29 protein-coding genes and 1 tRNA gene are annotated in these 22993 nt (G+C 65.4%); 18 read left to right on the forward strand and 12 right to left on the reverse strand.

The genetic code is table 11. The features are described 5' to 3' along the window. Nucleotides 1-82 precede the first annotated feature (82 nt). Nucleotides 83-460, reverse strand: a complete 378-nt coding sequence (locus tag A5724_RS04015; protein WP_232004691.1) for a cupin domain-containing protein — start codon at nt 458-460, stop codon at nt 83-85. Nucleotides 461-659: 199 nt separating this feature from the next. Between A5724_RS04015 and A5724_RS04020 the strand changes: the two genes are divergently transcribed. Beyond that, nucleotides 660-2537 carry an alkyl/aryl-sulfatase gene (locus tag A5724_RS04020; protein ID WP_067796613.1) on the forward strand — a complete coding sequence of 626 codons (1878 nt, stop codon included), beginning with the start codon at nt 660-662 and terminating at the stop codon, nt 2535-2537. Here A5724_RS04020 and A5724_RS04025 read toward each other — a convergent pair whose 3' ends face one another. Continuing rightward, complete coding sequence (locus A5724_RS04025; protein WP_067796616.1) at nt 2538-3299, reverse strand: SDR family NAD(P)-dependent oxidoreductase; 762 nt, start codon at nt 3297-3299, stop codon at nt 2538-2540. Nucleotides 3300-3316: 17 nt separating this feature from the next. Between A5724_RS04025 and A5724_RS04030 the strand changes: the two genes are divergently transcribed. From A5724_RS04030 to A5724_RS04040, 3 genes are read left to right on the forward strand one after another with little or no spacing between them, the layout of a single operon-like run. Continuing rightward, complete coding sequence (locus A5724_RS04030; RefSeq protein WP_067796620.1) at nt 3317-3925, forward strand: histidine phosphatase family protein; 609 nt, start codon at nt 3317-3319, stop codon at nt 3923-3925. Nucleotides 3926-3934: 9 nt separating this feature from the next. Beyond that, nucleotides 3935-4960, forward strand: a complete 1026-nt coding sequence (locus A5724_RS04035; protein WP_067796622.1) for a phosphotransferase family protein — start codon at nt 3935-3937, stop codon at nt 4958-4960. 1 nt (nt 4961) lies between these two features. Continuing rightward, nucleotides 4962-5885, forward strand: a complete 924-nt coding sequence (locus A5724_RS04040) for an alpha/beta fold hydrolase (RefSeq protein ID WP_067796625.1) — start codon at nt 4962-4964, stop codon at nt 5883-5885. Here A5724_RS04040 and A5724_RS04045 read toward each other — a convergent pair. Beyond that, complete coding sequence (locus A5724_RS04045; RefSeq protein WP_067796629.1) at nt 5882-6259, reverse strand: lipopolysaccharide assembly LapA domain-containing protein; 378 nt, start codon at nt 6257-6259, stop codon at nt 5882-5884. The genes A5724_RS04040 and A5724_RS04045 overlap by 4 nt on opposite strands. 128 nt (nt 6260-6387) lie before the next feature. Here A5724_RS04045 and A5724_RS04050 point away from each other — a divergent pair, with 128 nt between their 5' ends. From A5724_RS04050 to A5724_RS04070, 5 genes are read left to right on the forward strand one after another with little or no spacing between them, the layout of a single operon-like run. Next, nucleotides 6388-7329, forward strand: coding sequence for an ABC transporter substrate-binding protein (locus A5724_RS04050; protein ID WP_067796633.1), 942 nt, complete (start codon nt 6388-6390; stop codon nt 7327-7329). Further along, nucleotides 7326-8435, forward strand: a complete 1110-nt coding sequence (locus tag A5724_RS04055) for an ABC transporter ATP-binding protein (RefSeq protein ID WP_067796636.1) — start codon at nt 7326-7328, stop codon at nt 8433-8435. The genes A5724_RS04050 and A5724_RS04055 overlap by 4 nt, the downstream gene beginning before the upstream one ends. 3 nt (nt 8436-8438) lie before the next feature. Beyond that, a complete protein-coding gene (locus A5724_RS04060; protein ID WP_067796639.1) occupies nt 8439-9122 on the forward strand; it encodes an ABC transporter permease in 684 nt (227 codons plus the stop codon). Then, complete coding sequence (locus A5724_RS04065; protein ID WP_067796642.1) at nt 9119-9907, forward strand: ABC transporter permease; 789 nt, start codon at nt 9119-9121, stop codon at nt 9905-9907. Before A5724_RS04060 ends, A5724_RS04065 begins: the two co-directional genes overlap by 4 nt. Nucleotides 9908-9927: 20 nt before the next feature. After that, nucleotides 9928-10527 (forward strand): putative glycolipid-binding domain-containing protein, encoded by a 600-nt coding sequence (locus tag A5724_RS04070; RefSeq protein WP_067796870.1) that lies wholly within the window; start codon nt 9928-9930, stop codon nt 10525-10527. Here the strand turns inward: A5724_RS04070 and A5724_RS04075 are convergent. Further along, nucleotides 10490-11449 (reverse strand): prephenate dehydrogenase, encoded by a 960-nt coding sequence (locus A5724_RS04075; RefSeq protein WP_082964845.1) that lies wholly within the window; start codon nt 11447-11449, stop codon nt 10490-10492. The genes A5724_RS04070 and A5724_RS04075 overlap by 38 nt on opposite strands. 94 nt (nt 11450-11543) lie before the next feature. Here A5724_RS04075 and A5724_RS04080 point away from each other — a divergent pair, with 94 nt between their 5' ends. Both A5724_RS04080 and A5724_RS04085 read left to right on the forward strand, forming a co-directional pair. Beyond that, a complete protein-coding gene (locus A5724_RS04080; protein WP_067796645.1) occupies nt 11544-12053 on the forward strand; it encodes a tRNA adenosine deaminase-associated protein in 510 nt (169 codons plus the stop codon). A 22-nt stretch (nt 12054-12075) separates the two neighbouring features. Further along, nucleotides 12076-12534, forward strand: coding sequence for a nucleoside deaminase (locus A5724_RS04085; protein ID WP_067796648.1), 459 nt, complete (start codon nt 12076-12078; stop codon nt 12532-12534). Here the strand turns inward: A5724_RS04085 and A5724_RS04090 are convergent. Next, nucleotides 12531-13448, reverse strand: a complete 918-nt coding sequence (locus A5724_RS04090) for a nitronate monooxygenase family protein (protein ID WP_067796875.1) — start codon at nt 13446-13448, stop codon at nt 12531-12533. The genes A5724_RS04085 and A5724_RS04090 overlap by 4 nt on opposite strands. Before the next feature lie 69 nt (nt 13449-13517). On the opposite strand from A5724_RS04090, the gene A5724_RS04095 reads away from it, so the two are divergent. Further along, nucleotides 13518-13608: transfer RNA gene (locus tag A5724_RS04095), tRNA-Ser, on the forward strand. 423 nt (nt 13609-14031) lie between these two features. Continuing rightward, nucleotides 14032-14886 (forward strand): bile acid:sodium symporter family protein, encoded by an 855-nt coding sequence (locus tag A5724_RS04100; protein ID WP_067796651.1) that lies wholly within the window; start codon nt 14032-14034, stop codon nt 14884-14886. A 173-nt stretch (nt 14887-15059) separates the two neighbouring features. On the opposite strand, the gene A5724_RS04105 is transcribed toward A5724_RS04100, so the two are convergent. Beyond that, nucleotides 15060-16235: a HAMP domain-containing sensor histidine kinase gene (locus A5724_RS04105; protein ID WP_082964846.1), complete on the reverse strand. Its 1176-nt coding sequence runs from the start codon at nt 16233-16235 to the stop codon at nt 15060-15062. Further along, complete coding sequence (locus A5724_RS04110) at nt 16232-16954, reverse strand: response regulator transcription factor (protein WP_067796654.1); 723 nt, start codon at nt 16952-16954, stop codon at nt 16232-16234. The genes A5724_RS04105 and A5724_RS04110 overlap by 4 nt, the downstream gene beginning before the upstream one ends. 121 nt (nt 16955-17075) lie before the next feature. Between A5724_RS04110 and A5724_RS04115 the strand changes: the two genes are divergently transcribed. Beyond that, complete coding sequence (locus A5724_RS04115) at nt 17076-17555, forward strand: DUF417 family protein (RefSeq protein ID WP_067796657.1); 480 nt, start codon at nt 17076-17078, stop codon at nt 17553-17555. A gap of 78 nt (nt 17556-17633) precedes the next feature. Here A5724_RS04115 and A5724_RS04120 read toward each other — a convergent pair whose 3' ends face one another. Both A5724_RS04120 and A5724_RS04125 read right to left on the reverse strand, forming a co-directional pair. After that, nucleotides 17634-17888: a hypothetical protein gene (locus A5724_RS04120; RefSeq protein ID WP_156752123.1), complete on the reverse strand. Its 255-nt coding sequence runs from the start codon at nt 17886-17888 to the stop codon at nt 17634-17636. A gap of 53 nt (nt 17889-17941) precedes the next feature. Further along, nucleotides 17942-18271: a hypothetical protein gene (locus A5724_RS04125; RefSeq protein ID WP_232004692.1), complete on the reverse strand. Its 330-nt coding sequence runs from the start codon at nt 18269-18271 to the stop codon at nt 17942-17944. Nucleotides 18272-18985: 714 nt separating this feature from the next. On the opposite strand from A5724_RS04125, the gene A5724_RS33570 reads away from it, so the two are divergent. Then, nucleotides 18986-19141 carry a hypothetical protein gene (locus tag A5724_RS33570; RefSeq protein ID WP_101951460.1) on the forward strand — a complete coding sequence of 52 codons (156 nt, stop codon included), beginning with the start codon at nt 18986-18988 and terminating at the stop codon, nt 19139-19141. A gap of 51 nt (nt 19142-19192) precedes the next feature. Here the strand turns inward: A5724_RS33570 and A5724_RS04130 are convergent, their stop codons facing one another. After that, nucleotides 19193-19414: a deoxyribodipyrimidine photolyase gene (locus tag A5724_RS04130; RefSeq protein ID WP_232004693.1), complete on the reverse strand. Its 222-nt coding sequence runs from the start codon at nt 19412-19414 to the stop codon at nt 19193-19195. Between the two features lie 145 nt (nt 19415-19559). Here A5724_RS04130 and A5724_RS04135 point away from each other — a divergent pair, with 145 nt between their 5' ends. Together A5724_RS04135 and A5724_RS04140 are read left to right on the forward strand one after the other, a co-directional pair. Then, the gene (locus A5724_RS04135) at nt 19560-21308 is read left to right on the forward strand and encodes an MFS transporter (RefSeq protein ID WP_156752124.1); all 1749 of its coding nucleotides are present in this window, start codon (nt 19560-19562) and stop codon (nt 21306-21308) included. Between the two features lie 23 nt (nt 21309-21331). Next, nucleotides 21332-21679: a hypothetical protein gene (locus tag A5724_RS04140; protein WP_067796666.1), complete on the forward strand. Its 348-nt coding sequence runs from the start codon at nt 21332-21334 to the stop codon at nt 21677-21679. Here A5724_RS04140 and A5724_RS04145 read toward each other — a convergent pair. Beyond that, nucleotides 21658-22032: a hypothetical protein gene (locus A5724_RS04145; protein WP_067796669.1), complete on the reverse strand. Its 375-nt coding sequence runs from the start codon at nt 22030-22032 to the stop codon at nt 21658-21660. The two genes, A5724_RS04140 and A5724_RS04145, sit on opposite strands and share 22 nt — an antisense overlap. 55 nt (nt 22033-22087) lie before the next feature. Here A5724_RS04145 and A5724_RS04150 point away from each other — a divergent pair, with 55 nt between their 5' ends. Next, complete coding sequence (locus A5724_RS04150) at nt 22088-22429, forward strand: DUF732 domain-containing protein (protein ID WP_067796672.1); 342 nt, start codon at nt 22088-22090, stop codon at nt 22427-22429. Nucleotides 22430-22484: 55 nt separating this feature from the next. On the opposite strand, the gene A5724_RS04155 is transcribed toward A5724_RS04150, so the two are convergent. Continuing rightward, on the reverse strand, nt 22485-22946 hold the full coding sequence (locus tag A5724_RS04155) for a lipoprotein LpqH (protein WP_067796675.1): 462 nt from the start codon (nt 22944-22946) through the stop codon (nt 22485-22487). Nucleotides 22947-22993 lie beyond the last annotated feature (47 nt).

Consider the following 22993-nt stretch of genomic DNA (forward strand, 5'->3'; position numbering starts at 1 on the left):
ACCTACCACACCCCCGAACGACTCCTCCGCCCACCAGACGACCACCACCCCGGCGGACCCGAACCCAACGCCGCCTAACGGTTCAGCGCGCCGGCAATGCGGAGTGTGCGGCGCCGCACATGAACACGGCCAGACGTGCTGCGGTGTCGCCGCCGTTGCGCCATCGATGCCGAGTGCCGTTCTGTATCACGGTGTCTCCGGGTTTCAGCACTACCTCGGCGCCGTCGTCGAGTTCGAGGATCACCGTGCCTTCCAGCACGACTTCGAAGTCGATGGTGTCGGTGGTGTGCATGCCAGGATCGGAAGGGTCCATGTAGCGGAGCAATCCGGGTGCCTCGGTCTCGATATTCGCGAGGGCTGCCGGGTCGATGTCGGAGCCCGCGGCAGCGTGCGGCGGAATCGTGAACATGCCGAACCGGAATCCGCCGATCGGCGGGAAGTATGTCCGATGCTCGGGCATGGCGCCGTCGTCGGGAATTGCGGGGTTGTGTCCCCGCCCCACAGTCGGTGGAAGCCCGTCGTCGGCGATGCCGCCACCAGTTCGTCGTTGACGAACACGGACTTACCGGATGCATCGTGCCCGGTGACTACTCGGCGGACGTCCATGGCATCAGTCAAACACCGCCCGCTTGGCGATCGGGTGAATATCGTCTGGATCCATGGAGCAGAAGCCACCGACCGCCGTCATCGAATCCGCACACCGCGAACATCTGACCACTCTGCCATTCACCGACACACACGATCAGGAAGACGCGGACAGGGGCTTCCTCGGCGCACTGGAACCGTGCGTCATCAAAGCCGCCGATGGAAGAGTGGTGTGGGACAACGACATTTACTCGTTTCTCGACGGTGACGCGCCCACGTCGGTGCATCCCAGCCTGTGGCGACAGAGCCAACTGTGCGCGAAGCAAGGACTCTACGAAGTCGTCGAAGGCATCTACCAGGTCCGCGGACTTGACCTGTCCAACATCAGCTTCATCGAAGGCGACACCGGCGTCATCGTGATCGATCCGCTGGTATGCACCGAGACGGCCGCCGCCGCGCTGGCGCTTTACCGTGCGCACCGCGGGAATCGCCCTGTCACGGCAGTCATCTACACCCACAGCCATGTCGACCACTTCGGCGGTGTGCTCGGAGTGACCACGCAGGCCGATGTCGACGCAGGCAAGGTGGCCGTGATCGCACCGGAACACTTCACCCAGCATGCGGTGCAGGAAAACGTCTATGCGGGAACGGCGATGGCGCGTCGCGCCGCGTACATGTACGGGGCCGTGCTGTCGCGGGGCACCCAAGGACAGGTCGGCTGCGGCCTCGGCCAGACACCGTCGCTGGGTGAAGTCGCGTTGATCGTGCCGACGGTCGACATCCGGGAAACGGGCGAGAAGCACACCTTCGACGGCGTAGAGATCGAATTCCAGATGGCGCCGGGCACCGAGGCGCCCGCCGAGATGCACTTCTACTTCCCGAAGTTCCGCGCGCTGTGCATGGCCGAGAACGCCACCCACAATCTGCACAACCTCCTCACGCTGCGCGGCGCTCTCGTACGTGATCCGCACGGGTGGGCCGGCTATCTCACCGAGGCCATCGACACCTTTGCCGATCGCGCCGACGTGGTGTTCGCGTCGCATCATTGGCCCACCTGGGGCAAGGACCGCATCGTCGAATTCCTTTCCCTGCAACGGGACATGTACGCCTATCTGCACGACCAGACGCTGCGGCAGTTGAACCAGGGCTTCACCGGCATCGAGATCGCCGAGACCTTCCAGATGCCTCCTGCGCTGGACAAGGCATGGCACACCCGCGGCTACTACGGCTCCGTCAGCCACAACGTCAAGGCGGTCTATCAGCGCTACATGGGGTGGTTCGACGGCAATCCCGCCCGACTGTGGACGCATCCGCCCGAAGCGATCGGACCACGCTACGTCGAGGCGATGGGCGGCATCGACCACGTCGTCGACATCGCGCGAAAAGCGTTCGACGACGGCGACTTTCGCTGGGCCGCAACTCTACTGGACCACGCGATCTTCACCGACAAGAACCACGCCGCGGCCCGCGATCTGTATGCCGACACCCTCGAGCAACTCGCATACGGCGCCGAGAACGCGGTTTGGCGCAACTTCTTCCTGTCGGGCGCGACCGAACTACGAGACGGCAACTTCGGTACGCCCACTCAGACCGCGTCGCCGTCGCTGATGGCGCAGTTGACTCCCGAGCAACTGTTCGACACGTTCGCCATCAACCTGAACGGGCCGCGGGCATGGGATCTCGACGTCGGCGTCGACATCACCTTCCTCGACACCGCCACCAATTACCGCATCACGGTGCGCAACGGCGTGCTCGTCTACCGACAGCGCCCCGCCGACGAGTCGACCGCGCAGGCAACCATCACATTCGCGAACAAGTTGCGGCTGTTGGCATTTGCCGCCGGCGATGTGACGTCACCGGGGATGGACGTGGTTGGCGACGCCAATGCAATGCCGTCGGTCCTCGCCGCCGTGGACCGGCCCGACCCGGACTTCAACATCGTCGAGCCGTGATTACGGCATGCCGCCGTCGCACCGAATGATCGACCCGCTGGTATAGCTCGACGCGTCGGACGCCAAAAACAAAGCGGCACCGATGATCTCGGGCGGGTTGCCCAGCCGCTTGAGCGCGAAGTGCTGCGCACCCTTCGTCGTCGCCGGGATGTCCCACGCCTTGCTGATATCGGTCAGGAACGGTCCCGGCATCAGCGTGTTGACCCGTACCGTCGGCCCGAACGCCAGGGCGAACCCTTCGGTCAGCGCGTTCAGCCCCGCCTTGGCCGCCGAATACGGCAACTGTTCGGGCCGCGGCCGCCGCGACCCGCTCGAGCTCACGTTGATGATCGATCCGCCGCCGTCGGCCACCATCCGATCGCCGACCAGGGACGTCAATCGGAACGGCCCCTTGAGATTGAGGTTGACCACCGCATCGAACAACTTCTCGGTGACCGACTCCAGCGACTCGTACAGCGGTGACATGCCCGCGTTGTTGATCAGCACGTCGACCTTGCCGAACCGCTCATAGGAAGCATCCACCAGCCCGTCGAGTTCGTCCCAGCGTCCGACGTGCACCTGATACGGGAACGCTGCACGGCCCGTCGCCGCCTCGATCTCCTTGGCAGTCTCGACGCAGGTGTCGTATTTGCGGCTGGCGATGATCACGTCGGCGCCGCAGTGTGCGGCGGCAAAGGCCATCTCACGGCCAAGTCCGCGGCTACCGCCGGTGATCAGCACGACCCGGTCGGTGAGATCGAAGAGTTCGTCGGCGTAACCCATCACCCTATGGTGGCACGGTGCAGTTACTACTCATCCGGCACGCGCTCCCGCTGCGCACTGAACCCGGCCAGGGCTCGGACCCCGACCTGTCCGAGGAAGGCATCGAGCAGGCCAAGAGGCTGCCCGACGCGTTGGCGCGGTTTCCCGTCAAGCGGCTGATCAGCAGCCCGCAGCGGCGGTCGGTGCAGACCGCGGAGCCCGTCGCCGACGCGCTCGGCCTGCCCATCGAGGTCGACGCCCGGCTCGCCGAATACGACCGCGACATGGCCCACTACATCCCCGTCGAGCAGATCGCCGCCGAGTACCCCGAGCAACTGGCGCGGCTCGCAGCGGGCCACCTGCCAAGCGGCGTCGACGAAGACGCCTTTCTGGCCCGCATCAACGAGGGCATCCGCGCCATCGCCGACGCCGGCGAGCACGAGGACACGGTCGCGGTGTTCACCCACGGTGGGGTGATCAACGGGCTGGTGCACACCATCATGCGCACCGAGAAGATCCTGTGTGTCAACGTCGACTACGCCGGGATCACCCGGCTGCTGTCGTCGCGCAAGGGCGACCTGTACGTCGCCGCCGTCAACGGCACCGAGCACGTATGGGACCTGCTGCCGCGAAACCGGCGGTGGTAGACAAGTTCGGTGACTACCTCGCTCGAAGGCCTCGATCTCGACGCCCTGGATCGCCACCTGCAGTCCACCGGCATTCCCCGCAGCGGTGAACTGCGCGCCGAGCTGATCTCCGGCGGCAGGTCGAACCTCACCTTCCTGGTGTTCGACGACGGCTCCAAGTGGGTGTTGCGCAGGCCGCCACTGCACGGCCTGACACCGTCCGCGCACGACATGGCGCGCGAGTACAAGGTGGTGGCAGCACTGGCCGACACCCCGGTGCCGGTCGCGAGGGCCGTCACGATGAGCAACGACGACTCCGTGCTCGGTGCGCCGTTCCAGATGGTCGAGCACGTCGAAGGACGCGTCGTTCGCTACGACGAGGAACTGGAGAAGCTCGGTGACAAAAGCGTCATCAGCGACTGCGTCGACGCGCTGATCCGGGTGCTCGCCGATCTGCACGCCGTCGACCCCGACGCTGTCGGGCTCGGCGATTTCGGCAAACCCACCGGCTATCTGGAACGGCAGGTGCGGCGTTGGGGCGGGCAGTGGGAGCTGGTCCGGCGCGAGAACGATCCCTGCGATGCTGACGTCAGAAGATTGCATTCTGCTCTGGCAGAGGCGATTCCGCCGCAGAGCCGCAGTTCGATCGTGCACGGCGACTACCGGATCGACAACACGATCCTCGATTCCCACGACGCCACCAAGGTGGTTGCCGTACTGGACTGGGAGATGTCCACGCTGGGTGATCCGCTCAGCGACGCCGCGCTGATGTGCGTGTACCGGCATCCGATGTTCAACATGATCCACGCCGCCTCCGCATGGGCATCACCGTTGATGCCCGACGTCGACGAACTGGCCAACCGGTATTTCGTTGCGGCGCAACAGCCGCTGGACAACTGGGACTTCTACATGGCGCTCGGTTACTTCAAGGTCGCGATCATCGCCGCGGGCATCGCGTTCCGGGCGAGGATGGGTGGCGGCGTCGCCGACGATGCCGACGCCGTAGACCAGGCGGTGGCGCCACTGGTGGCCGAGGGCTTACGCGTGCTGGGCTGACATGCGCCGGTTCGTCCGCTTCGGCCTCTGGTCAGTGGTGGTGCTGATCGTGGCGGTGACGGTCGTCAACCTCACCGTCGCCAAGCTGCCGGCCATGCCTCAGTCCGACGGGACGCATATCAGCCTGCGAGGCAAGGACATTCACTATCGCGAGCAGCCCGGTGCCGGGCCGCCGGTCGTGATGATCCACGGACTGCCCGGTACGCATGACGATTTCGACCCCGTCTTGCCTCATCTGCAAGGCAGGCGTGTGATCGCGCTCGACCGGCCGGGGTTCGGCTGGTCGAAGGGCGGCTGGTTACCGTACCAGCAGCAGATCGAGCTGATGCACGAAATGTTCACGCAGTTGCGGCTTTCCCCGGCGATCGTGGTCGGGCACTCGTTCGGTGGTGCGGTGGCGCTGGGCCTCGCCCGTCGCTATCCGCAGGACATCGCCAAAATGATCCTCGTCGCACCCGGCGCCGGCGGCACCAGGTCGCAGCCCATGGACCGGTTCAACGCCCATTACATCCGCTTTACGCAACTGCCCGTCGTCCGGACGCTTGTCGAGGTGACCGTGGGCGACGTCATCAAGCGCCTCATCGTGGCCGGCGGCTCTGAGCGAGCGTTCGAGCCTGCCCCGGTGGATCCCGCGTACGCGCGCAGGCTGCTGTCGGTGACCATGTCGCCCGGCAACCTGGCCGCATACGCCTCGGAACAACTCGAGTTCGACGACACGTCCCGTTGGATCGACGACAACGTCGCGCAGATTCGTGTGCCGTCGGTGATCATCGCCGCCTTCGACGACAAGCTGATCAGCATCGACCACGCCCGCAGGCTGGCCGACACCCCGCCGGGTACACAACTGCTGACCGTCGACGGGAACCACATGATCCCGTACACCCACCCCGAGGTGATCGCGGCCCAAGTGCGCGCTGGCGGCTAGGGGCCCGCCTTCAGATTCCGTTTGGCCGCGCGACGCAGCTGAATGATGCGGGCCGTTCCTGCTGCGACGGTCAACAGCCCGCCGCACACCGCGGCGAGCAGAATCGCAACGCCCAACGGCAGATTCCACTCCCACGCGAAGAAGTGGATGGTCACCGAATCGGTGTTCTGCATGATGAACACCAGCAGGAAGATCAGGATCAGAAAACCGACGATGAGCGCAGACCACAGCGCCGCAGCGCGGGTGAACTTGACCGCAGACTTCGGTGACATCAGGTATTCACCGGGCGTGGCCGTCGGATCCGGCTCTCCAGGGGGCAGCGGAGGAACCTCGCCCAACGGGCGATCGGGCGAGGCGGAGGGATCGCTGGTCATGGCTTTATCTTTGCCCCTCGAGGCATCGAAAGAAACCATATCGGCGCGCACCGTGACCTAAAGGGCGGCGTTCTCACCCGCATCTCGCTAGTGTCCGGGGGAGCCTATGCGCCGAGAGGATTTTGGGTATGTCGAGCAACCGTAGATCGATCCTGGCGATCCTGGCCGCCGTCCTCGCGCTGATAACCGCAGCGTGTGGCAGTTCCAATCCGCTCGGCGGTGGTGAGATATCCGGCGATCTGAAGTCGATCAAGGTCGGTTCCGCCGACTTCACGGAATCCAAGATCATCGCCGAGATCTACGCCCAGGCGTTGGAGGCCAACGGCTTCACGGTGGGCCGCCAGTTCGGCATCGGCAGCCGCGAGACCTACATCCCCGCGGTGCAAGACCACTCCATCGACCTGATTCCGGAGTACACCGGCAATCTGCTCCAGTACTTCGACAAGGAGACGCAGGCGACCACGCCCGACGCGGTGCTGCTGGGTCTGCTCAAGGCGCTGCCCGGCGATCTGTCGATCCTGTATCCGTCGCCCGCGGAGGACAAGGACACCCTCGCGGTCACGGAGGCGACGGCGCAGAAGTGGAACCTGAAGTCCATCGCTGACCTGGCGACGCACTCGCCCGAGGTGAAAGTCGGCGGCCCGTCGGAGTTTCAGACCCGCGTCACCGGTCTGGTGGGTCTGAAGGACAAGTACGGATTGGACATCGCGCCCGCGAATTTCATCGCGATCAGCGACGGCGGCGGCCCCGCCACCGTGCAGGCGCTGACGAGCGGCACCATCACCGCCGCCGACATCTTCAGCACCTCACCGGCGATCGAGCAGCATCGACTGGTGGTGCTCGAAGATCCGAAAAACGTGTTCCTCGCTGCCAACGTCGTTCCGCTTGTGGCCTCGCAGAAGATGTCCAACGAACTCAAGACAGTGCTGGACGCCGTGAGCGCCAAACTGACAACGGAGGCGCTGATCCAACTCAACACGGCCGTCGAGGGAAACAAGGGAGTGGATCCCGACGAGGCGGCGGCACAGTGGATCAAGGACAACGGTTTCGACAAGCCGGTGAAAAAGTGATCACATTCGAGAAAGTCACCAAGAAATATCCCGATGGCACCGTCGCGGTCGACGATTTGACACTGGAAGTTCCGCAGGGAACTCTCACAGTGTTCGTCGGTCCCTCCGGCTGCGGCAAGACCACGTCCATGCGGATGATCAACCGGATGATCGATCCGACCTCGGGCACGTTGACCGTGGACGGCAAGGACGTCACCAAGGTCGACCCGGTGAAGCTGCGCCTTGGCATCGGCTACGTCATCCAGAGCGCAGGGTTGATGCCGCATCTGAGGGTCGTCGACAACGTCGCCACGGTGCCTGTCCTGCGCGGCGAATCACGGCGCAGCGCACGCAAGTCCGCGCTCGAAGTGATGGAACGCGTCGGACTCGATCCCAAGCTCGGCAGCCGGTATCCGGCGCAGCTGTCCGGCGGTCAGCAGCAACGTGTCGGCGTGGCCCGCGCCTTGGCCGCAGATCCGCCGATCCTGTTGATGGACGAACCGTTCAGCGCGGTCGACCCGGTGGTGCGCGAGGAACTGCAGACCGAGATCCTGCGGCTGCAAAGCGAATTGCGCAAGACGATCGTGTTCGTCACGCACGACATCGACGAGGCGGTCAAGCTCGGCGACAAGGTCGCGGTGTTCGGCCGCGGTGGCACACTGCTGCAATACGCCGACCCCGCGTTCGTGCTGTCGAACCCCGCCAACGAACTGGTTTCAGGATTCGTCGGCGCCGACCGCGGTTACCGCGGTTTGCAGTTCTTCCATGCGGCAGGCCTGCCGCTGCACGAGATCAAGACCGTCGTGGACGACGACGTCGACGGCCTGATGCTGGAACCGGGAGAGTGGTCGCTGGTCACCAGGGCCGACGGCACACCGTACGCCTGGATCAACGCCGAGGGCGTCGAGGTCCACCGCAAAGGAAACTCCCTGTACGACAGCACCATCGGCGGCGGCTCGTTCTTCCGGCCGGACGGCACGCTACGGCAGGCTCTCGACGCCGCACTGTCGTCGCCGTCCGGGTTGGGCGTGGCGGTCGGCGAGGACGGCCAGTTGATCGGTGGCGTGCGCGCCGACGATGTGCTCAAGCTGCTGCGCGAACAGCGCCGCGTGCCGGAACTGGGGTAGCGGATGCGGTATCTGCTCACGCATCTGGACGATCTGTGGACGCTGACGCTGATCCACCTGCGGCTGTCCCTGGTGCCGATCGTGCTGGGGTTGATCATTGCCGTGCCGCTCGGCGCGCTGGTGCAGCGGACAACAGCGCTACGCAGGCTGACGACGGTCACGGCGAGCATCATCTTCACGATCCCGTCGCTGGCGCTGTTCGTGGTGCTGCCGCTGGTGATCCCGACCCGCATCCTCGACGAGGCCAATGTCATTGTCGCGCTGACGCTTTACACCGTCGCGTTGCTGGTGCGAGCGGTCCCCGAGGCGCTGGACGCGGTGTCACCCGCGGTGCTGGACGCGGCCACCGCGGTTGGCTATAAACCGATCGCCAGGATTCTGAAAGTCGAGCTGCCACTGGCCGTTCCGGTGCTCACCGCCAGCGTGCGCGTGGTGGCCGTCACGAACATCTCCATGGTGTCTGTCGGTTCGGTGATCGGAATCGGGGGCCTGGGCACCTGGTTCACCGAGGGCTATCAGGCCAACAAGAGTGACCAGATCATCGCGGGCATCATCGCGATCTTCGTGTTGGCCATCGTCATCGACACGCTGATCTTGCTCGTCGGGAAAGCGCTGACGCCGTGGACGCGAGGGGCCAACGCGCCGAGGGCGCGGCGCCAGAAAGTCACCGCGGGAGCGGCCGCATGAACTTTCTGCAACAAGCACTTTCGTTCATCTTCACCGCGGCCAACTGGGAAGGTCCCGCAGGCCTGACCGCACGCATCCTCGAGCACCTGCAATACACCGTCGTCGCGGTCCTCTTCTCGGCGCTGATCGCCGTGCCGATCGGGATGCTGATCGGGCACACCGGCCGCGGCACCTTCCTGGTGGTCACCGGCGTCAACGCGCTTCGCGCCCTACCGACGCTGGGTGTGCTGTTGCTGGGCGTGCTGCTGTGGGGGCTTGGCCTGATCCCGCCGACCGTGGCGCTGATGCTGCTCGGCATCCCGCCGCTGTTGGCAGGGACGTACTCCGGGATCGCGAACGTGGATCCGCTGGTGGTCGACGCGGCCAGGTCGATGGGGATGACGGAGTCCCGGGTACTGCTGCGGGTCGAGGTGCCGAACGCGATGCCGCTGATCCTCAGTGGGCTGCGCACGGCGACGCTGCAGATCGTCGCGACCGCGACCGTCGCCGCGTACGCGAGCCTCGGCGGGCTGGGGCGGTACCTGATCGACGGGATCAAGGTGCGGGAGTTCTATCTCGCCTTGGTCGGCGCGCTCATGGTCACCGCGCTGGCGTTGATTCTCGACGCCGTGCTCGCGTTCGCGGTCTGGCTGTCTGTGCCAGGGACCGGCCGGTTGCAGGGGCGTCGGAAGATGCCGCAACCGCTGCTCGGCGACGAGGTCGCGCTCGAGTCCGGACGGCGTCCCGAAAGCACTTCGGTAGCCCGCTACGAACGAGGCGATCCTTCGCCTACGGTAGAGGTATGAGTGACGGTCGCTCTGAGGAGATGGATAGCGCCCGCGGGAGCGAGGAGCGAAAGGCGTCGTGGCCGCGAACCCTGACGTGGCGCGCCCATGACGTCCCGAGGATGGAATCCGTCCGGGTTCAGCTGTCGGGCAAGCGGATCAAGGCGCACGGCAGGATCGTTGCCGCGGCCACGCCGTCGCATCCGGCGTTCTCGGCCTCCTATGACTTGGTCACCGACGAGGGAGGCGGCACCAAGCGGCTGTCGCTGACCGTGACGCTCGCCGCACGCGAACGTCAACTGTCGATCGCGCGCGACGAGGAGAACATGTGGCTGGTGCAGCAGCACACCGGTGAGACAAAACGCGCCGCCTACGAAGGCGCGCTCGACGTCGACGTGATCTTCAGCCCGTTCTTCAACGCGCTGCCGATCCGGCGCACCGGGCTTTATCAGCGCAGCGACTCGATCAACTGTCCGGTGGTATACGTGCGGTTGCCCGAACTGTCGGTGGAGCCCTCTGTCATCACCTACAGCAGCGCGCCCGACGGGATCAAGCTGCATTCGCCGGTCGCCGAGACCACCATCACGGTCGACGAGGACGGTTTCATCCTCGACTACCCAGGGTTGGCAGAGCGGATCTGATTACGCCGCCGGCCCGGCCCGCCGCGGCGAGTTCTTCGCGCCAGTTCTCGTCGCCGATCACGACGGTGACGATGTCGGGCCTACTGAAGCTGTCGTAGCGGACGCGGGCGGCATGCCCCGATTCGACGAGGTCGGTCAGCGGGTTCTCCGCGGCCAACGCGTCGCGCGCCTGGCCGAGCAGGGCGAGCGTGCGTTCCAGTGCGGGCAGCAATTCGTCGGCGTTGGCCTCGCACATGGCGCGGACGAGGTCGGGCGCGGTGCCCGCGACCCGGGTGCTGTCGCGGAACGACCCTGCCGCCAATGCGAACGCCAACGGGACCTCACCCGCGGTGATCGCCAGCGCCTCGGCCAGCAGATGCGGAAGGTGCGAGATCGTGGCTGCGGCCGCGTCGTGCTCGTCGGAGCGAGCCGGGACGATGACGGATCCACACTCCAGCGCCAGGTTCATCACCAGCGCCCAGATGTCGGGGTCGACGTGGTCGTCGACGGCGATCACCCATGGCGCGCCCACGAAGAGGCGGGCGTCGCCGGCCGCCCATCCGGAGTGTGCGGTCCCGGTCATCGGGTGGCCGCCGACAAAGCGGTCGAGTAGTCCGAACGAACGGACCTCGTCCAGCACGCAACTCTTCACGCTGGTCACATCGGTCAACGGGCAATCTGGCGCGGTGTCGCGGACGCGGGCCAGCATCGCGGGTAACGCAGGCACCGGCACGGCGAGCACGATCAGGGCGTTGCTAGCAGCGGCCCGGGCCAACGCTTCGTCGAGGTTCTCGGTGGCGTCGAAGCCGTCGAACTTCGCCGCCTGCACCCCGTCAATCGAGCGGTTGTACCCGAAGACCTCACGCCCGGCGGCAGCGGCGGCCCGCATCACCGAGCCCCCGATCAACCCGAGCCCCACCACACAAATCGGTGTGTTCGTCACCTTGCAAGGTTGGCACACGAACCGCGTCGCCCGACGTCAGCCTTGGTCTTCCAGTGCTGGTAAAGCCCCGACCTCGGGACTACCGTTACCCCTCATGGGAGCACAGGGTGCACCGGCGGCAGACATGCCCGACGGGTTCGGGGTTGCCGTCGTCCGCGAGGACGGCAAGTGGCGCTGTTCGGCCATGCGCAAGGCCGCGTTGAACAGCCTGGCCGCAGCGGAGAACGAACTGCGCGAATTGCGTAGCGCTGGTGCTGTTTTCGGCCTACTGGACGTCGACGACGAATTCTTCGTGATCGTACGGCCGGCGCCAGCGGGAACCAGGCTGTTCCTGTCGGACGCGACGGCCGCGCTCGATTACGACATCGCTGCCGAGGTGCTGGAGAAACTCGACAACGACATATCACCGGAGGAACTCGAAGAGGCCGACCCGTTCGAGGAGGGCGACCTCGGCCTGCTTTCCGACGTGGGTCTGCCGGAGGCGGTGCTGGGCGTCATCCTCGACGAATCCGACCTCTACGCCGACGAGCAGTTGGGCCGCATCGCGCGGGAGATGGGCTTCGCGGACGAGTTGTCGGCGGTGCTGGACCGTCTCGGTCGGTGAACCGACCAACAGGCTGGGGTCGGTGAAATCCGACGAGGACCTGATCAGGGTTGCGTTGGAGGCCGCGGGCGCCGCGGGGCCTCGCGATGTGCCGATCGGGGCGGTGATCGTCGCTGCGGATGGCACCGAACTCGCGCGGGCGGCCAACATGCGCGAAGAGTCCGGCGACCCCACCGCGCACGCAGAGATCCTCGCGTTACGTGCGGCGGCGTCCGCGCTCGGCGACGGCTGGCGTTTGGAAGGCGCCACGCTGGCGGTCACGGTCGAACCCTGCACAATGTGTGCCGGTGCGCTGGTGATGGCGCGGGTGGAGCGGTTGGTGTTCGGTGCGTGGGAACCGAAGACGGGTGCGGTCGGGTCGCTGTGGGACGTGGTGCGTGACCGTCGGCTGACGCATCGGCCAGAAGTGCGCGGCGGGGTGCTGTCGGACGAATGCGCGGCGCCGCTGGAGGCGTTCTTCGCGCGACAGCGATCGGATTAGCCGAGCCGAGATCCGCTGTCGCGCAACACGTTTTCGATCTCCGACCAAGTCTGCTTGACGATCTGCGCCGCAGGCTGCAGGTCGATGATCCGCGACGACACCTGGCCGGTGTTGGCGACGCTGACGTCCATGTCGCCGTCGAAGTAGAGGTCGGTGATCCGGCCGAGCAGTTGTACGTCGGGGTCGTTGGCGGCCACCCGGGCGGCCAGGCCGGTGCGCAGTACCCGCATGGTCGGATTGCCGGGGATGTCGAGCATCACGGTGCCGTCGTCGGCGGCGGCCATGATGGCGTTCTTGAAGTTGGCGTGCACGGCGGCCTCGTGGCTGGCGAGCATGCGGGTGCCCATTTGAACGCCTTCGGCGCCGAGTACGACGGCGGCGGCCGCCGACCGGGCGTCGCAGATGCCGCCCGCCGCGATGATCGGCAGGTCGACCTCGTCCGCGACGAGGGGGAGCAGTACCAGCGTCGACGCGCCGAGGGCAGATTTGAACCCGCCGCCTTCGACACCCTCGACCACCAGAGCGTCGACGCCCGCGCACGCAGCTTTCTTCGCGCCCTTCAGCGATCCCACGACGTGGACGACGATCATGCCGGCGTCGTGGAGTCGGGCGGTGAACAGTGCGGGGTCGCCCGCGGAGGTGAAAACGTGGCGCACCTCGGCTGCGACCAGTTCGTCGACGATCGACGGATCGCGTTTCCAGCCCTGGATCATCAGGTTGGCCGCCACCGGGCGGTCGGTGAGTTCGCGCACCCGGTGCAGGTCGGCGCGGCCCTCGGGGGTCAGCGTCTCGATCATGCCGAGGCCGCCGCCCTCGGAAACGGCCGCAGCCAGTTCGGCCCTCGCGATGTAGGTCATCGGTGCCTGGACGACGGGATAATCGACGCCGAGCAGGGCCTGGATCCGGTTGGTCACGACCTGATTCTCTGCCACCGCACCGAAGCGATTGGATCAGCACCGCGGTAGGCCGGTAAGCTGCCACGCGGTGGCGTGTCCGAGCGGCCTAAGGAGCACGCCTCGAAAGCGTGTGACGGGTAACCCCCGTCCGAGGGTTCAAATCCCTCCGCCACCGCCATAGCCCTCTCTGCCTGCGATAGAGGTAAGGGGCCATTCTGTGATTGCTGACCGTCCGTTCTGCTCGCCCGCTGCCCACACTCACCGGTGAGTACGAGTTGTTAAGAGTGAGCGCGTCAGCCTCGGCATTGCCTCTGGGGAGGCCTCCTGGGACCGAACTAACCTTGCGCCGCTGCAGATTCGGACAGTGACTTCACCAGAAGTCCGTTGGTGTTCTCGCGAATTCATGCAACGGCACCAACGCGATCTCTGCAGCCGGGCCCGACAGTGGAAACGCATCGGCAGAACCGCGGGTTGAGTACAGTGCGGTTGCAGCGGCAGTCCTGATCCCTCGCTGCTGTCGCCTCTCATCCAGGCCCACAAACGTTCGAGAGAACTCCTATCCGACGGAAAGTGCCAAGTCCCCAGGATCGAGGTCAGCACCATGATGGCCGTCCTGCAGCACGCCGTGCCAATCGCGACCCTGATTTTTGTCGTGTCGAGCATGGTGGCGATGGGTCTGAGCCTCAGGATCAGCGAGATCACCGCTCCGCTGCGCAATCTGCGCCTCGTCGGCCTGTCGCTGCTAGCCAATTTCGTACTCATGCCCGCCGTCGCTGTGCTGCTGGCGAAGGTGCTGCGTCTCGATGAACCCTTTGGCGTCGGCTTGTTGCTGCTCGGCGCCGCCGCAGGGGCACCATTCCTACCCAAATTGGCCCAGATCGCCAGGGGGGACCTTGCATTCGCGGTCGCGTTGATGGTGATGCTCATGGTCATCACCGTCGGCTATCTCCCGCTCGTGCTGCCCCTGCTGCTGCCGGGCGTGTCGGTCAACCCAGGACAGATCGCCCGTTCTCTAATCGTGTTGATGCTTCTACCGTTGGCTGTTGCGCTTGCGGTCAACGCCAAACTGCCCCGTGCCGCCGCGGCAGCCAAACCCTGGTGTGACCGGTTGTCCAGCCTCGGTCTCGTCGCCGTGGTGGTGCTGCTGGTAGTGGTCAACTTCCAGAACGTGCTCTCGGTGTTTGGTACCCGCGCCATCCTGGCCGGACTGTTGTTCGTCGCAATCGGCTACGGCGCCGGGTGGGCGCTGGGCGGGCCAGCTGCCGGCACCCGGCCCGTGCTGGGATTGGGCACCGCCCAACGCAACATCGCCGCCGCCCTGGTAGTCGGCGGACAAAGCTTCGACAATCCCAGCGTGGTGGTCATGGTGGTGGTCGTGGCCATCGTCAGCCTGCTGCTCCTGTTGCCGTTGTCTCGACGACTGGCCCGCACCCCCGCCGCTGGCGACCCCGCCTAGGCCCCGTCTGGCAATGTCAGCCCAAGGCAGCGGCTCGCGCCGCCGCAAAAAGCCCCCGAGACAGCTCAACGCGTCTGAGGCGGCCACGATGTCGCTGACCTCTCACGGGGTCATTCACTCAATGGGAGAACATGATTCGCGACGGACTCAATGTCATCGCTGCGCGTGGCGAACTACCTCCCGAGACGGACGTCGAGTCGATCGTCCTCGCCATGCTGGTAGCCATCCAGGAAGGCCTTCTCTTGAGTCAGCCCGCGGTAGGGCAGACCGATACTGATGGTGCAGCCCGTCCCGTGTCCTTCGCTGTGGGCCTCGATGTGCCCGCCGTGCGCTTCGACGAGCGCCTTGGCGATCGACAGGCCGATGCCCGCACCGCCCTGCCTGCGGTCGCGGGCGGAGTCGACCCGGTAAAACCGGTCGAACAGCCGGCCGAGATGCTCGGGCGCAACGCCATCTCCGGTGTCGGACACGGCGATGACGAGTTCCTCGTCGTTGTCGAACATCAGCACGCTGACCTCGCCACCCGCGCCGGTATGGCGCAGCGCGTTGTCGAGCAGGTTGCTCAGCACCTGTGCGAGCCGTTCGGGGTCAGCCCACAGCTTCGGCAGCCCGGCCGTGGTCTGCGCACGCAGCGCCACCCCCTTGGCGGTGTACCGAGGCGCGAATGCCGACACCGCCGAAGAGACCAGCTCCGCCGGTGATGTCCAGACGGCGTCGATGAACGTCGTGCGCAGTTCGGCGACAGCCAGCGACGTCACGTCAACACTGAACCGGGTCAGACGGCGCGTCTGATCACGCAGTGTGGCAATGGTTTCCGCGTCCAGGGGTTGGACTCCGTCCTCGAGCGCTTCCATGTATGCCTCGAGCACCGAGACCGGCGTCCTAATCTCATGCGCCAGATCGGCCAGCATCTGCCGGCGCGTGTCTTCCGCGGCACCGAGCCGCTGTGCCATCGTGTTGAATGCGGCGGCGACTGCGTCGAACTCCTTCCCAAGCCCGGGCGCCGGAACGGCAATAGCGTAGTGCCCGTTCGCAACTGCCGACGCTGCGCGCGAAAGCGCGGTCGCCGAGCGGTGTACCCGCCTGCTCAGGTAATAGCTCAGCGACAGCGTCGCCAGCGCCGACACCGCCAAGGCGATGCCGACCGATAACGCGGTCGCATCACGGAAGGCGCGTTCGTACGGATGAACGCCGTTGAGCCCCGGGACGACCGCTTGATCCATCAGGCGGCGGATCATCGGCGGCCCGATGGCCATCGCCACGACGGTGGTTGTCGCCATCCCTGCGATCACCACAACCAGAATGGTCACCAGCACACGCAGTCCGATACCATGACGGCTCGGCATCATCCCGCCCCCATCCGATACCCGACGCCGCGAACGGTGACGACGTAGCGTGGCGCCCCAGGGTCGTCGGCCAGCTTGCGACGCAGACGACCGACGTGGACATCGACCACGTTGTCGGCGCCGACCCACGCGTCGCCCCATACCGATTGCAGCAGTTGACCTCTGCTCCACACCACCCCCGGCCGCGCCGATAGCGTTGCCAGGATGTCGAATTCGGTTCGGGTGAGCATCACCGGTGAGCCGTCGAGATGCACTTCACGCGCGTCGACGTTGATCTGCAGTGTGCCGAAGTGCCGCGGTGGGCTGATTGTTTCGATGTTCTTGTCCGGCGTGCGGCGCGGTCGCCGCATCATCGCTCGGACCCGGGCTACCAACTCGCGTGGGCTGAACGGCTTGGTGACGTAGTCGTCGGCGCCGACCGACAACCCCACGATGGTGTCGAGTTCCGTGTCGCGCGCGGTCAACATCACCACGTAGGCATCGGAGAAGGCGCGAAGCTGCCTACACACCTCGACGCCGTCGACACCCGGCAGACCGATATCGAGAATGACCACATCGGGATCGGCCTCGCGTGCCAGATCCAACGCACGATGTCCGTCGTGGGCCAGGTGAACCTCGAACATCTCGCGCTTCAAATAGCCGGCGACGACGGAGGCAAGTGGCGCCTCGTCATCGACGACCAGCGCGCAAAGGCCCTGCGCTGGGGCCGCGTCAATGCTCATACCCACATACTGCCTGTGGATTTCGTCGTGAACTGGCTGGGAACGGCAGCGAGGGCACTTCTTCAGAGAATCGTCAGAAACTGACTAATCAAACGTCATCGTGCGACGCCACGCTCGATGCATGACCACCACTTCAACAGCCGCCACGACACGTTTCGACAGAGTCCTGAGCGACGCAGGCCAGTTGATCACCCGGTACGGGTTGGTCGTCGTCCTGGCTTGGATCGGGTTCGGCAAATACGTGAAGATGGACGCCAAAGTGCTCATCCAGCACAGTCCGCTGATGAGTTGGATTTTCGACTTCCTGAGCCCGGTGGCAGTCGCGCGCGGGCTGGGCACGATGGAGATCGTCGCCGCGGTGCTGATCGCCGTCGGGCCGCGTTGGCCTCGCGCCGCAGTTGTCGGAAGCGCGTTGGCTGTCGTGCTTTTCGTCGGCACGCTGAGCTTTCTGTTCTCCACGCCGGGTGTGGTGGTTGGCCACCTCGCGGGCGTGCCGGTGCTGTCGGCTCAACCGGGTCAATTTCTGCTCAAAGATCTGGTGCTGATCGGAGTGGCCATTTGGACGTTGGGGGATTCGCTTCGCGCGAGGCGCACGCCATGACCAACTAGTGGCGCGGCCACTGCGGAAGTCCTTGCGCCGTCGGCGCCTTCCTGCGGTGGCCACGCCCGCGGTGCGGGTCTAGTCCCCCGGAAGCCCTTGCTCTTCGGGCGGCAGCTTGGCCGGGCCGGTGATCGCCGGCTTGGCGAATGGGATCGGAGGGCGGTGGGGAGGCACCGTGGGCCCCTTGGTTGCAGCCGTAACGCCGACGTACACCCCTGCGGCCTGGTCCGTCGGCGCGGATTCGAACTGCGCTGTGACGGCCGACAACATCGCGAATACGGCGACGGCGCAGCCGCCGAGAATCATCCTCGACAATTCCTTTTCCTGACTCATCTTCGCTCTCTTTCGTTTTGGTGATGTGATTGCTGTTCGCTGGTGTGCGTCATTTACCCGCCCCTGCACTGGATGTCGACATAAACGGTGTCGAACCCAGCGGTGTCTATTCGGGTTCCGCCGGCAGTGATGTTCGAATCGTCGAGACCCTCGACTCCGGTCACCTTGCAGCCGGACAGCGGATTGGTCACCGCGCCGTTGAGCGCCACGTTGTAGCCTCTGGCCGCCAAAGCGTTGATGGTTTCTTGCGCATTGCCAAATCCGTTGTTGAACAGTGCCGGACTGGCCGACGCCGGGCCGGCCGTCGCGATAACCAAGACGCCCAATGCTGTTGCAGCGCCTATTACGATTGCTTTCATTGCGTCAATTCCTCGTTGCTCCACAGTTTTTCGGGTGCGGCATCGAGTGTGGTCGCGCAATTTGCCGATTCAGTTGTGGTTTTCTGAAGTTCTGATAACGGCGCAGCGGTGAATCACCCGGCAATGAGATACATGGCGAGCACGCACAGCACGACGGTGAGGATGATCCCAGGGCACGGGCGGGTAGCGCGTGCGCGAGTTTCCAACCGATGAGCACGCTGGCGAGTTCGGGGATGCCGATGCGGGCAGCCAACGGCCAGTCGATCGTGCCGTGAAGTAGGTCTCCCAGCGTCCCTACCGTGGCGATGACGATCGATTGAGCTTGGGCGCAGGCCTCGATACCAGACCATCCCGGCGGCGGCCGCGACCACTGCGCCGACGACCACCGTGACGCGGAGTGTCAATAAGAGCGGTCGAGGCCAGAATCAGTGCGAGGCCCGGGTATGACCCGCGCGAAGTTGACCAAGCCCGTCCCGATGTGAATGACGATAGCCGTGCCGGCCACCTCCGCCGGGGATAGCCGGTAGTCCGATGGTGGGCAGCACGCCCCCGGGTCCGACCGTCGTGATCCCGATTCCCCCGACGAGGCCTATGACGGCGAGTAACGCCAGCACGGGCAGGTCCACTCCGTTGATGATCGGTCGCCTCCGCCCAATCCGGCATCGCAGGTTTCGATTTTTACGGATTTGGCAATTCTCTTCGCAGTCCTAAGTTCGTTCGCCTCCGGACGGAGTCACCATGATCATCCTCGGTATCATTCTCCTGATAATCGGCTACTTCACGAGCCTGTCGATCCTGTACACCATCGGCGCGATCCTCATCGTGGTCGGCGTTGTGCTGTGGATCCTCGGCGCCGTCGGTCGCCCTGTGGGCGGCCGAAAAGTCTGGTTCTAGCCGGCCCGCCGCACTTGGCAGCGACACCGAGTCCGATGTCGCGCCATGCCGTCACGACTCCTTACGCGGAATGACGATGACGACGATCAGCGTCAGGATGCTGAAGAACAATCCGGCGATCCCCCAACCAAGGGGATTCCGGCCTTTCATCGCGGCCACCAATCCGCAGACGATCGCGGCGATGATGCTGCCGATCGCAACGAAGATGCCCGTGATGCCGCGCAGTATCAAACCCACAGCCTCGACGTTGTTCGACGCTGCCAAAACCACCATGTGAGTCATGCCGACGCGAATGCCCAATTCTGTTGTCGTGAAACGACTTTCAGCGAACATCCAGGTTGGGAACCCTAAGCTGGACATCTGCTGTGAATCAGGCGGAAGCTGAGGTTCTCTTGCCGCGCCGGGGTAACCGCGACCCGTGACCACTGACCTGGACGCCTCACCGCCGATCGTCGACTCCAAGGCCGAGGCCGCGGCCGAAACGGCACGGCGCCGCAACCGGATTGATCGGGAACATCCCAACTACAAGTGGGTTGCGCTGTCCAACACCACGTTGGGCGCGCTGTTGGCGGCGATCAACAGCTCGATCGTGCTCATCTCCCTGCCTGCGATCTTCCGTGGCATCGGACTCAACCCTCTCGCTCCCGGCAACGTCAGCTATCTGCTGTGGATGCTGATGGGATACCTGGTCGCGACGGCGGTCCTCGTCGTCCCGCTTGGACGACTCGGCGACATCTTCGGGCGCGTCCGGATCTACAACCTCGGCTTCGTCGTCTTCACCGTCGGCGCCATCGCCCTGTCGTTCGATCCGTTTCACCTCGGCGGCGGGGCCGTTTGGCTGATCGGCTGGCGAGTCTTTCAGGGCATCGGCGGCGCCATGCTGATGGCATGCTCGGCGGCCATTCTCACCGACGCGTTTCCGGCGCATCAGCGCGGCATGGCGCTCGGCGTCAATCAGGTCGCCGCCATCGCGGGCCAGTTCCTCGGCCTGTTGATCGGCGGAGTGCTCTCCGAATGGGATTGGCGCGCAGTGTTCTGGGTCGGCGTGCCACTGGGGCTGGCGGGCACCATCTGGAGTTACCGCTCGCTGCGCGAGGTGGGAGTTCGGACCCCGGCACGCTTCGACTGGCCCGGCACACTGCTGTTCGGCATCGGACTCACGGTGCTGCTGGCCGCCATCACCTACGGCATTCAGCCGTACGGCGGGCATTCCACGGGCTGGACCAACCCCGTGGTGCTCGGTGCAATCGGCGCGGCGGCGGCTCTGTTGGCGTTGCTCTGCCTGGTTGAAATGCGGGTGCGCGCACCGATGATGGACATCCGGTTGTTCCAGTCCAAACCGTTCGCGCTCGGCAACCTCGCGGGCCTGATGTCTGCGGTGGGCCGCGGCGGCCTGCAGTTCATGTTGATCATCTGGCTGCAGGGCATTTGGTTGCCGCTGCACGGCTACAGCTTTGAATCGACCCCGCTGTGGTCAGGCATCTACATGCTGCCGATGACCGTCGGCTTCCTAGTGGCCGGGCCGCTGTCGGGAACGCTGTCCGATCGGCTGGGCTCGCGCCCGTTCGCCGTCGGCGGGCTGGCGTTGATGGGAGCCACTTTCATTGCGCTGGTGCTCATTCCGGTGAACTTCGACTATCGGCTGTTCGCGGTGCTGATCTTCCTCAACGGGCTCGGCGGCGGCATCTTCACCTCACCCAACACCGCCGCCATCATGTCGAGCGTGCCCGCCGCCGAACGCGGCGCGGCCTCCGGCATTCGGGCAACTTTCACCAACGCGGGCATGTCGCTGTCGATCGGCACCTTCTTCTCGCTGATGATCGCCGGCCTGGCGCACTCGTTGCCTGCGGCGTTGAGTTCCGGGCTTCAACAACAAGGTGTGGCCGCGGGCGTGGCCCATCAGATCGCCGACCTGCCGCCGGTCGGCAGCTTGTTCGCGGCGTTCCTCGGCTACAACCCCATCGCAGAACTACTTCAATCATCCGGCGCGCTGCACCAACCCGGCGTCGACGCCGCGACTCTGACCGGTAAGAGTTTCTTCCCCCACCTGATCTCGGGACCGTTCCACGCCGGCCTCGTTGTGGTGTTCACCGCGGCCGCGGTGATGATGGTGATCGGCGCCGCCGCATCGTGGGTCAACCCCGGCCGCAGCGCAGGTGACGCTTAAAATCGGGCGCCAGGAGGCGTCATATGGGTGAGACATCCCGCGAGGCGGCGCAACAGCGCGCCAAGGAACTCAAGGAGCTTCGCGCGCGACTGCTCAACGGCGACCCCGTCACGGCCCACGACAACAAGACCGCCGTCCAGCGCGCCGAGGAAGCCACGTTACGTGCGCTCAAGGGCCGCCTCGCCGCAGTCGAGAAGTTGATGTCAGCCGCCGCCGCGCACGATCAGGCGGCGAAGACGCACGAGCAAGCCGCCGATCGGAACGTCGGAGACGTCGCCGAACACCGCCGCCGCACGGAACGGCACCGCCAGGCCGGTGAGCGTGACCGCAGGCGGGCGCGCAAGCACCGTCAGGCGAAGGGCACCCTGTAGTCGGCGCTCCAGGCACCGCCGATGCAGCTCATCGTCACACCGTCGATGGTCAACGCCACACCCTTGTCCTCACCGCACTGCGAGCGCAGCGTGCGGATGCCGACGAGCGGCGGCGACGGGATCCACTGCCCCTTGGCGCTGCACGCCAGCGTGCCGCCCGATGCGTCGAGCGCGAGGTTGTAACGCGTGTTCTGGACGCATCCGTCGCCGAGGACGGCGCCGCGCTCGATGTACGGGACGCACGACGGCGCTGTCCCGTCACACGACACCGGAACCGCCGATGCGGTTGTTGCCGCCACCATCGGTGCCGCGATCAATCCGCAACCGAGCACCACTGCAGCCATCAGCTTCATGCGCCATAGCGTAGGTGGCTGCGCTACGGCAGGGTGCGCATTAGGCTCACTACGCATGAAGTCGCTCGTCGCCGCGCTTTTCGTGGGCCTGTGCTCGGCGGTGGCGCTGGCGCCGTCCGCGAATGCGGACGTGGTGGCCTACCTCGTCAACGTGCACGTGCGGCCCGGCTACAACTTCCCCAATGCCGACGCCGCGATCGGCTACGGCAACAGCATCTGCGACCGCGTCGCGTCCAAGATGAGCTACGCGCAATTGGTGGACCAGGTCAAGGCCGATTTCAACACGGCCGACTACTATCAGGGCGCCTACCTGATCAACCAGGCCGTCAACGAGTTGTGCCCCGCGCAGATCTGGCAGTTGCGCCAGTCCGCCGCCGGGTACAGGCTGCCCGCCTGACGCTTCTCACGACAACGGCGGCGGTCCCTTGCGGAGCCGCCGCCGTCGTGTCCGGCTACGGGCAGCTGACCTCGATCTCGAACGGCTTGTTCACCGGTTGCATGGGATTGGCCATGTCAACACCGGTCGCGGTGCCCGAGATCTTCCAGGTCTTGTCGTCCTTCTCGGCCTTCGCGTCACCCTGGCCGGCACCGGCCTGGTAGCCGAGCGTCACACCGTTGACATTGCCGAGACCGACCGACTGCACGGTCTTACCGTCTTCGCTCACCACCGCCGCGATACCGGTCGCGGCGTCACCGATGGCGATGTTCATGTTTCCGCCCATCGAGCTGCACACGACGGTGCCCTGCACTTTCTGATCCTGTCCATCGATCGTGACGGTGGTCTTGCCTTGTGCAGACGCCGCCGACGACGTCTCGCCGCTCGTCTCGGACTTCTTCTCGCCCGAACCACAGCCGGACAGACCGGCGATGACAATCGCCGCGCCGCCTACGGCGACCACGAACCCACGCTTCACGACTGTTCTCCTTCATGTTGTCGTGATCCGTCAAGATCGGCGGATCA

Source organism: Mycobacterium sp. ACS1612, assembly GCF_001667505.1.
GTDB lineage: Bacteria > Actinomycetota > Actinomycetes > Mycobacteriales > Mycobacteriaceae > Mycobacterium.

Excerpts from the sequence above, each read along its gene's own strand:
- A5724_RS04015 (WP_232004691.1), bottom strand. The coding sequence starts at position 460 with ATGCCCGAGCATCGGACATACTTCCCGCCGATCGGCGGATTCCGGTTC.
- A5724_RS04020 (WP_067796613.1), top strand. The coding sequence starts at position 660 with ATGGAGCAGAAGCCACCGACCGCCGTCATCGAATCCGCACACCGCGAA.
- A5724_RS04025 (WP_067796616.1), bottom strand. The coding sequence starts at position 3,299 with ATGGGTTACGCCGACGAACTCTTCGATCTCACCGACCGGGTCGTGCTG.
- A5724_RS04040 (WP_067796625.1), top strand. The coding sequence starts at position 4,962 with ATGCGCCGGTTCGTCCGCTTCGGCCTCTGGTCAGTGGTGGTGCTGATC.
- A5724_RS04045 (WP_067796629.1), bottom strand. The coding sequence starts at position 6,259 with ATGACCAGCGATCCCTCCGCCTCGCCCGATCGCCCGTTGGGCGAGGTT.
- A5724_RS04050 (WP_067796633.1), top strand. The coding sequence starts at position 6,388 with ATGTCGAGCAACCGTAGATCGATCCTGGCGATCCTGGCCGCCGTCCTC.
- A5724_RS04060 (WP_067796639.1), top strand. The coding sequence starts at position 8,439 with ATGCGGTATCTGCTCACGCATCTGGACGATCTGTGGACGCTGACGCTG.
- A5724_RS04065 (WP_067796642.1), top strand. The coding sequence starts at position 9,119 with ATGAACTTTCTGCAACAAGCACTTTCGTTCATCTTCACCGCGGCCAAC.
- A5724_RS04070 (WP_067796870.1), top strand. The coding sequence starts at position 9,928 with ATGGATAGCGCCCGCGGGAGCGAGGAGCGAAAGGCGTCGTGGCCGCGA.
- A5724_RS04080 (WP_067796645.1), top strand. The coding sequence starts at position 11,544 with ATGGGAGCACAGGGTGCACCGGCGGCAGACATGCCCGACGGGTTCGGG.
- A5724_RS04100 (WP_067796651.1), top strand. The coding sequence starts at position 14,032 with ATGATGGCCGTCCTGCAGCACGCCGTGCCAATCGCGACCCTGATTTTT.
- A5724_RS04105 (WP_082964846.1), bottom strand. The coding sequence starts at position 16,235 with ATGATGCCGAGCCGTCATGGTATCGGACTGCGTGTGCTGGTGACCATT.
- A5724_RS04110 (WP_067796654.1), bottom strand. The coding sequence starts at position 16,954 with ATGAGCATTGACGCGGCCCCAGCGCAGGGCCTTTGCGCGCTGGTCGTC.
- A5724_RS04115 (WP_067796657.1), top strand. The coding sequence starts at position 17,076 with ATGACCACCACTTCAACAGCCGCCACGACACGTTTCGACAGAGTCCTG.
- A5724_RS04120 (WP_156752123.1), bottom strand. The coding sequence starts at position 17,888 with ATGAGTCAGGAAAAGGAATTGTCGAGGATGATTCTCGGCGGCTGCGCC.
- A5724_RS33570 (WP_101951460.1), top strand. The coding sequence starts at position 18,986 with ATGATCATCCTCGGTATCATTCTCCTGATAATCGGCTACTTCACGAGC.
- A5724_RS04130 (WP_232004693.1), bottom strand. The coding sequence starts at position 19,414 with ATGGTGGTTTTGGCAGCGTCGAACAACGTCGAGGCTGTGGGTTTGATA.
- A5724_RS04140 (WP_067796666.1), top strand. The coding sequence starts at position 21,332 with ATGGGTGAGACATCCCGCGAGGCGGCGCAACAGCGCGCCAAGGAACTC.
- A5724_RS04145 (WP_067796669.1), bottom strand. The coding sequence starts at position 22,032 with ATGAAGCTGATGGCTGCAGTGGTGCTCGGTTGCGGATTGATCGCGGCA.
- A5724_RS04150 (WP_067796672.1), top strand. The coding sequence starts at position 22,088 with ATGAAGTCGCTCGTCGCCGCGCTTTTCGTGGGCCTGTGCTCGGCGGTG.